An 8,014-nucleotide genomic window follows, 5' to 3' on the forward strand; every position below is an offset into this window, starting at 1 on the left:
ACCCACGCTCCACGGTTGCCTAATTTGAAGTTCAACCGTTTCTGGGGGACGCATGCTGCAGAATATCAGGGACAATTCACAAGGCTGGATTGCCAAGACCATTATCGGGGTCATCGTTGCACTGATGGCTTTGACCGGTTTCGACGCCATCTTCAAGGCCACTACCCACCGTAATGATGCGGCCAAGGTGAATGGTGAAGAAATCAGCCAGAACGAGCTGAGTCAGGCGGTTGATATGCAACGCCGTCAACTCATGCAACAGCTGGGCAAGGATTTCGATGCATCCTTGCTTGATGAAAAAATGCTGCGCGAAGCTGCTTTGAAAGGGCTGATCGACCGCAAACTGTTGCTGCAAGGCGCAGAAAAATCGAAATTCGCTTTCTCCGAAGCTGCACTGGACCAAGTGATCCTGCAAACGCCTGAATTCCAGGTCGACGGCAAGTTCAGTCCTGAGCGTTTCGACCAGGTGATCCGTCAGTTGGGCTACAGCCGGATGCAGTTCCGCCAGATGCTGGCTCAGGAAATGCTGATCGGCCAGCTGCGTGCCGGTCTGGCAGGTAGCGGTTTCGTCACCGATGCACAGGTGCAGGCTTTCGCTCGTCTGGAAAAACAGACCCGCGATTTCGCGACCCTGAAYGTCAAGGCCGATCCTGCGGCGGTGAAATTGACCGACGAAGAGGTCAAGGCTTACTACGACGAACACGCCAAAGAGTTCATGACGCCTGATCAGGTGGTCATCGATTACCTCGAGTTGAAGAAGGCTTCCTTCTTTGATCAGGTCGCCGTCAAGGACGAAGACCTGCAAGCGCTGTATCAGAAGGAAACCGCGAACCTGGCCGAACAGCGCCGGGCTGCGCACATCCTGATCGAAGTGAATGACAAGGTGAACGAGGCGCAAGCCAAGGCGAAGATCGAAGAGATTCAGGCGCGTCTGGCCAAAGGTGAAAGCTTCGAGGCCCTGGCCAAGGAGTTCTCGCAGGATCCAGGTTCGGCTGCCAACGGCGGTGACCTCGGTTACGCTGGCCCGGGCGTTTACGACCCGGCCTTTGAGAAAGCACTGTATGCGCTGAGCAAGGACCAGGTGTCGGCGCCGGTGCGCACTGACTTCGGTTTCCACTTGATCAAGCTGTTGGGCGTCGAAGCACCGCAAGTGCCGAGCTTCGCCAGCCTGAAAGACAAGCTGACCAAGGAACTGAAAACCCAACAGGTCGAGCAGCGTTTTGTGGATGCGACCAAGCAGTTGGAAGATGCCGCGTTCGAAGCCTCCGATCTGGCTCAGCCAGCTGCGGACCTGAAACTGACCGTTCACACGTCTGCACCGTTTGGTCGTGAGGGTGGTGAAGGTATCGCGGCCAACCGTGCCGTGGTCACTGCTGCGTTCAGTCCGGAAGTACTGGATGAAGGTGCCAACAGCACCGGCATCGAGCTGGATCCGGAAACGGTTGTGGTGCTGCGTGCCAAAGAGCATCGCAAACCTGAACAGCTGCCGCTGGAAAGCGTCGCTGCGAGCATCCGCGTGCAATTGACCAAGGAGCACGCCAGTGCTGCTGCCAAGACCAAGGCTGATGAGCTGATCGCCAGTCTGCGTGATGGCAAGACGCCGCTCGCCAGCCAGAGCTGGAAAGTCACCAATGCGGCAACTCGTGCTCAGGAAGGGGTTGACCCAACCGTACTGCAAGCATTGTTCCGCATGCCCAAGCCTGTCGCCAAGGACAAGCCGACTTTCAGCAGCGTGACTCTGCCTGACGGTAGTCTGGTGATCGTGCGTCTGAACGGTGTGAGCGAAGCCGCAGCGCCTTCTGAAGAAGAGAAGGCACAGTATCGTCGCTTCCTCGCGTCGCGCGTTGGCCAGCAAGACTTTGCGGCCTATCGCAAGCAGCTGGAGAGCCAGGCGGACATCAAGCGTTACTGATGCCTGACTGACCCGTTAGTGGTAAACAAAGACCCTGGCCGAAAGGCCGGGGTCTTTTGTTTTGTGCGGTTCGACGGTTGACTGAATTCCTTGGCCATCCGGGCAGCGCGCAGCGGGCAGATTACGGGTGTTCATCGATCATTTGTGGCTGCGACTTTTTCCGGTAAACGAAGGTCAGTAAACTTGTATCGTTTACAAGACACTAATCCATGCGCCGTTACGGGGTGATCTGTTGCACAATAGGCCCCGGATCGTTTTCTTCAGGATGTTCAATGTTCAAATCATTCCATGTGCGTGCCGCCGGGCTGGCGTTGGTACTGGCTGCAGCAGCCGGTTGTACCAAGGAACAGGCCATCTATGAGCATGAAAATTTCGATGATTCCGGGACGTTTTCGCGCAAATACCCGGTTACCGATGTTGCTTCCTGCGAGGCCGCCCGTCGGGCGTTGTTGAGCCAGGGCTACATCATCACCAGTACTGACCCGAAACTCGTCAGCGGTCACAAGAGTTTTCAGCAGACCGGCGACACGCATATGGAGATCAGCTTCAACGTGGTCTGCGCAGAAGACAGCAAGCATCATGCGACGATGTTCGCCAATGCCTTGCAGGACCGCTACGCGCTGAAGAAAACCAACAACTCCGCCAGCCTTGGCGTCGGTGTGTTGGGCTCGGTGTCGATGCCGATTGGTTCTTCCGATGATTCGATGGTCAAGGTTGCCAGTGAAACCGTGTCCTCCGGGAAGTTCTACGAGCGGTTTTTCGCGCTGGTCGAGCTGTTCCTGCCGCCTGAGGTGAAGAAAGAGGCGCATATCGTCGAGAAGCCAAAGGCCGATCTGGGTGTGCCTGAGCCTGCGGCAGCCCCCGCAACGCCAGCCCCAGCGCCCGCAGCGACGCCTGAACCAGCTCCAGCTCCAACTCCAGCACCTGTCGTACCCGCGGCGGCCGAGCCTGTGACGGTCGCGCCAGCACCCGCGGTGAGTGCGCCGATAGATCCGTTATCTGCCGCATCGGTGCCTGTGGCGTCAGTGCCTGCGTCGTCGTCGATTGCACCTGCGAGCCATGCTGAGCCGACACCGGCACCTGAAGTGATTACGCCGCCGGCGAATCCGAGTTCGTTGCCGCCGCCGACCGAGCCGATTCCGGCATTGCCATCGTCCGGCAAGTAATCTGAAGCCGAGCGCTGCGGGGGCAACCCCCGTAGCGTTTGTTCAAAGTCATCTGCGCCACCAGAGGCTGATTTCTTCAGCTTTTATTCAACGTCTCCCGTGAAAAATTCTTGAGTGCCTGCTAGGTTTTACTAGCAGGAACGTACCGCTGTGCCCGAGTCATTTTTCTTTCATACGGGCACTTTATGCTGAGGGCGAAGGTCATTGGTATAACGGTTTAACTCGACTCAAAAAGGACATCTCTATGGACGATTATCAAGAAGAGCTGCTCGAATACCAGGCATTTGAACTGGACCCTCTGGAACCCGCCGAAGACGCCACCGAGTTGTAACAAAGCAGCTGCAGGCCGGCTGTCAGGCTGATTGCCTGTGACTGCGACGGAACTCGCCAGGTGTCTGGTTGTTCCAGCGTTTGAAGGCGCGCTGAAAGGCTTCGGCCGAGGCAAACCCCAGCAGGTAGGCGATCTCGCCAAAGGCCAGTTCTGTGTCACGGATGTAGGTCATGGCCAGATCGCGGCGGGTGTCGTTGAGAATGGCGCGAAACTGCGTACCTTCTTCGGCGAGCCTGCGACGCAAGGTCCAGGTCGGCAGCTTCAGGCGTGCCGCCACTTCTTCCAGGTCGGGTTCTCGACCCCCATTGAGCAACGGCCCCAGCAACCGGGTGATGCGTTCACGCAGGCTGCGGGTGCGGGTCAATTGCTCCAGTTCCCGCTCGCACAGTTGCAGCAGATGTCGCCAGGTACTCGGACAGTGCTCCGGGTTGCGCAGTGCCAGGCTGGCCTGACTCAGCCTTAGCTGGTTGTGCTCGGCACCAAACTGGATCGGACAATCACCCAGCAGTGCATAACGCTCGCGGTAATCCGGCTCGGCGAACTCGATGTCGATGCGTTCGGCGTGCAGCGGCTGGCGGCACAGGCTGGATAAATGCTGCAACCAACTGGCGATGATCGAATCCACCACAAAGCGGTTATAGGCGTTGTAGGGGCTGATGGAATAGAACCGTAGCCATGCACCCTGGGCATCTTCATGGAAACTCGACTGTCCGCGGTAATTGGAGCCGTACAAGGCCTCGAAGCGAATCAGGCAACGTGCCGCTTCGCGCACGGTTGGCGCCTGAGCGGCAGTGATCCCGGCCAGCCCGACCTGGCTGAGGCGGCTGAGCTGGCCCATACGCAGGCCCAGCGCCGGGTCTCCGGTCAGTTGAATGGCCGCATGGCCCAGGCGCATGTAGCGCGGGATCGACAGCCGTGCACCGGCTTCGGCTAGCCGCGCCGGGTCGAGTCCGTATTGTTCCAGCAGCGGCTGCGGGTCCAGACCGTGGCTGGACACTGCGTCAGCCAGGCTATGGACGAAGCCGACCGACAGATCCCCGAGGCGCATCGGCTGTGGTTTCATCACTTACAACCAGATGTTCAGCAAGCGCGCGCCATGGGCTTCGCGATCGGCGAAATGTTGGCCGTTGCTGCTGAGAAAACTCTGGCCGGCGCTGCCCTGATCCCAGAATTGTCCACGCAGGAACACGCTGACACCGGCGTTGGCCTGACTGGCCGGGCGCTGACTGGTCAGTGTCAGGCGATGCCAGGCCTGGCCCTCGCTGAGCGAGCCGGGGCTCGGGGTCGATGGCCCTCTGTCTCCGCGCCAAGGTTTGTCCCAGGCATTTCGGCCGATGAGAAAGGCCGGTACGGCGATCAATTGAGCGCCCTGATCGTTGAGTTTGCGATAGTTGTCCGGGTACCAGCTGTCGTTGCCGATCAATACGCCCAGACGTCCGGCCGGGGTGTCGATGACACTGATCACTTGATCGGTGCTTGGCTGGATATAGCCCCGTTGATCGAAGGCCGGGTTCAGCTGGCGCTGCGGTTGGCCCATCGGCAAGCCATCGCGGCCGAACACCAGACTGCTGTTGTACAGCGCACCACGGCCGATTTTCAGTGTGCCGTCGCTGACACTGGGCTCGGGCAACACGATGCTGCCCGCCACCAGGGTGATGCCGAACTCGTTGGCCAGCCCACCGAACAGCGCCTGGTACTGCCGGGCCATGCTTTTGGCTTTCATGCGCAGGTGCGCGTCATCCAGGCGGCTGTCGCCCTTGGCGCTGATCAACGCGCGCAAAAAGCTCAGGGGATTGCTCACCGCCAGCCAATTCATGGCTTCGTCCAGCGTGCTGGCTTGATACAGCTCGTCTTTCTCGCCGCTGAGCATCAGCCACGTACCGATGTGTTCCGGCAGCACGACGATGGTCTTTTCGTTCAGCAGGCCTTGTTCGCGAGCCCGCTGCAGATAGGCTGCGAGCTTGCGGTGCAGGTGCTCGGGGCTTTGATAATCGGTGGGGAACAATTCGGGCTGGATGCCCAGCAGGTTGCCGCGATCGGCAGGAACGCCCTGGTTGACGGCGAGGTTGATGCGCAGGTCCGAGAGGTAATGGCCAACCGGGCGATCGGCGGTCCACATCGCGTAAGCGGCGATGACGGCGACAAATGCCATGGTGACGGTCAGATAAAGAAGTTTGCGCATGGGGAAACAGTCAGCGGCCTTGTGCAGGATTCGCCGACTAGGGTAGGCCCCATGCCGAGGAATGCCAAGTGGTGCTGCGCGTTTGGATCAATAAGTTGTCAGTTACGGTCATTGAGCCATGACAAGCCTGCTCTTAGTCTGTGGCACATAACCGATGGGTGCCAAAGAGCGCCTGCATTTTTCCGTGATCGTTCGTTGTGGAGCTACCGATGACCGCCGCTCATTACCCGCACCTGCTGGCCCCGCTGGACCTGGGTTTTACCACGCTGCGCAACCGCACCCTGATGGGCTCGATGCACACTGGCCTGGAGGAGAAGCCTGGCGGTTTTGAGCGTATGGCGGCGTACTTCGCCGAACGTGCTCGCGGTGGCGTTGGCCTGATGGTCACCGGCGGTATTGGTCCGAACGATGAGGGCGGGGTTTACTCCGGTGCTGCCAAGCTGACCACTCTCGATGAGGCGCTCAAGCACCAGGTCGTCACCCGTGCCGTGCACGAGGCGGGTGGCAAGATTTGCATGCAGATTCTGCACGCCGGGCGTTATGCCTACAGCCCGAAACAGGTCGCGCCGAGTGCGATCCAGGCACCGATCAACCCGTTCAAGCCCAAAGAGCTGGACGAGGAAGGCATCGAGAAGCAGATCAGCGACTTCGTCACCTGTTCGACCCTGGCGCAAAAAGCCGAGTACGACGGTGTCGAAATCATGGGCTCGGAAGGTTATTTCATTAACCAGTTCCTCGCAGCCCACACCAACCACCGCACCGATCGCTGGGGCGGCAGCTATGAAAACCGTATGCGCCTGCCGGTGGAAATCGTCCGTCGCGTACGCGAAGCGGTAGGCCCGAATTTCATCATCATTTTCCGCCTGTCGATGCTCGACCTGGTGGAAGGCGGCAGCACCTGGGAAGAAATCGTTCAGTTGGCCAAGGCCATTGAAAAGGCGGGCGCAACCATCATCAACACCGGGATCGGCTGGCACGAAGCGCGGATTCCGACCATCGCCACCAAGGTTCCGCGTGCAGCCTTCAGTAAGGTCACGGCCAAGTTGCGTGGATCAGTGAATATTCCGCTGATCACCACCAACCGCATCAACACCCCGGAAGTCGCCGAGCAGATCCTCGCCGAAGGTGATGCCGACATGGTGTCGATGGCGCGGCCGTTCCTCGCGGACCCGGAGTTCGTCAACAAGGCCGCCGCCGGACGCGCGGATGAAATCAACACCTGCATCGGCTGCAACCAGGCCTGCCTGGACCACACCTTCGGCGGCAAATTGACCTCGTGCCTGGTCAACCCGCGGGCGTGCCATGAAACCGAGCTCAATTACTTGCCGGTGCAGCAGATCAAGAAAATTGCCGTGGTCGGCGCTGGCCCTGCGGGTTTGTCCGCAGCCACCGTGGCTGCCGAGCGCGGTCATCAAGTGACGCTGTTCGATTCTGCCAGCGAAATCGGCGGTCAGTTCAACGTCGCCAAGCGTGTGCCGGGCAAGGAAGAGTTCTTCGAAACCCTGCGCTACTTCAAGCGCAAGTTGCAGACCACGAACGTCGAGGTGTGCCTGAACACGCGGGTCGATGTCGCGCAACTGGTCGGCGGCGGTTATGACGAGGTGATTCTGGCCACCGGCATTGCGCCGCGTGTACCGGCGATTCCGGGTGTCGAGCATGCCAAGGTGCTGAGCTACCTGGACGTGCTCCTCGAACGCAAGCCGGTCGGCAAGAACGTTGCAGTGATTGGCGCCGGCGGTATCGGTTTTGACGTCTCGGAGTTCCTCGTGCATCAAGGCGTCGCCACCAGCCAGGACCGCGAAGCGTTCTGGAAAGAGTGGGGCATCGATACTCACCTTGAGGCCCGTGGCGGTGTCGCCGGGATCAAGGCCGAGCCTCACGCGCCGGCACGTCAGGTGTTTCTGTTGCAGCGCAAGAAATCCAAGGTCGGCGACGGTTTGGGCAAAACCACGGGCTGGATTCACCGCACCGGGCTGAAGAACAAGCACGTACAGATGCTCAACAGTGTCGAGTACCTGAAGATCGATGACGAAGGCCTGCACATCCGCATCGGTGAAACCGGTGAGCCGCAAGTACTGCCGGTGGACAACATCGTGATCTGCGCCGGGCAGGATCCGTTGCGCGAATTGCACGACGGCCTGGTAGCTGCCGGGCAGAACGTGCATTTGATTGGTGGCGCGGATGTCGCGGCGGAGCTGGATGCCAAGCGTGCGATCAATCAGGGTTCGCGTCTGGCTGCCGAGTTGTAATACGTCGCTCGAACGTGCCAATGGTTTTCGCGAGCAAGCCCGCTTGTATGTTTAGACTTGAAGGGGTGGGTGGGACTAAAAGCCCGATTCTGACTCTAGCCAGTACAGACCGTGGGAGACTTCGTCCCACCCCTTCTACCCAAAAGCGCCAATAAGGAATTCATCGGCAAGGCC

The 8,014-nt window shown here is 59.5% G+C and carries 5 protein-coding genes; 3 read left to right on the top strand and 2 right to left on the bottom strand.

Annotation, left to right across the window (positions count from 1 at the left end; genetic code table 11):
• Positions 1-52: 52 nt before the first annotated feature.
• Together AC1DIH_RS19355 and AC1DIH_RS19360 are read left to right on the top strand one after the other, a co-directional pair.
• On the top strand, positions 53-1,912 hold the full coding sequence (locus AC1DIH_RS19355) for a SurA N-terminal domain-containing protein (RefSeq protein WP_477772902.1): 1,860 nt from the start codon (positions 53-55) through the stop codon (positions 1,910-1,912).
• 272 nt (positions 1,913-2,184) lie between these two features.
• Entirely contained in the window at positions 2,185-3,078 is an 894-nt protein-coding gene (locus AC1DIH_RS19360; protein WP_477772903.1) for a DUF2242 domain-containing protein, read from the top strand.
• A gap of 353 nt (positions 3,079-3,431) precedes the next feature.
• Here the strand turns inward: AC1DIH_RS19360 and AC1DIH_RS19365 are convergent, their stop codons facing one another.
• Both AC1DIH_RS19365 and AC1DIH_RS19370 read right to left on the bottom strand, forming a co-directional pair.
• A complete protein-coding gene (locus AC1DIH_RS19365) occupies positions 3,432-4,472 on the bottom strand; it encodes an AraC family transcriptional regulator (protein WP_477772904.1) in 1,041 nt (346 codons plus the stop codon).
• A 3-nt stretch (positions 4,473-4,475) separates the two neighbouring features.
• The gene (locus tag AC1DIH_RS19370) at positions 4,476-5,591 is read right to left on the bottom strand and encodes a nitrilase-related carbon-nitrogen hydrolase (protein WP_477772905.1); all 1,116 of its coding nucleotides are present in this window, start codon (positions 5,589-5,591) and stop codon (positions 4,476-4,478) included.
• 209 nt (positions 5,592-5,800) lie between these two features.
• Here AC1DIH_RS19370 and AC1DIH_RS19375 point away from each other — a divergent pair, with 209 nt between their 5' ends.
• Positions 5,801-7,840 (top strand): oxidoreductase, encoded by a 2,040-nt coding sequence (locus AC1DIH_RS19375; protein ID WP_477772906.1) that lies wholly within the window; start codon positions 5,801-5,803, stop codon positions 7,838-7,840.
• Positions 7,841-8,014: the final 174 nt, after the last annotated feature.

Source organism: Pseudomonas sp. 05N36 (genome assembly GCF_056397385.1).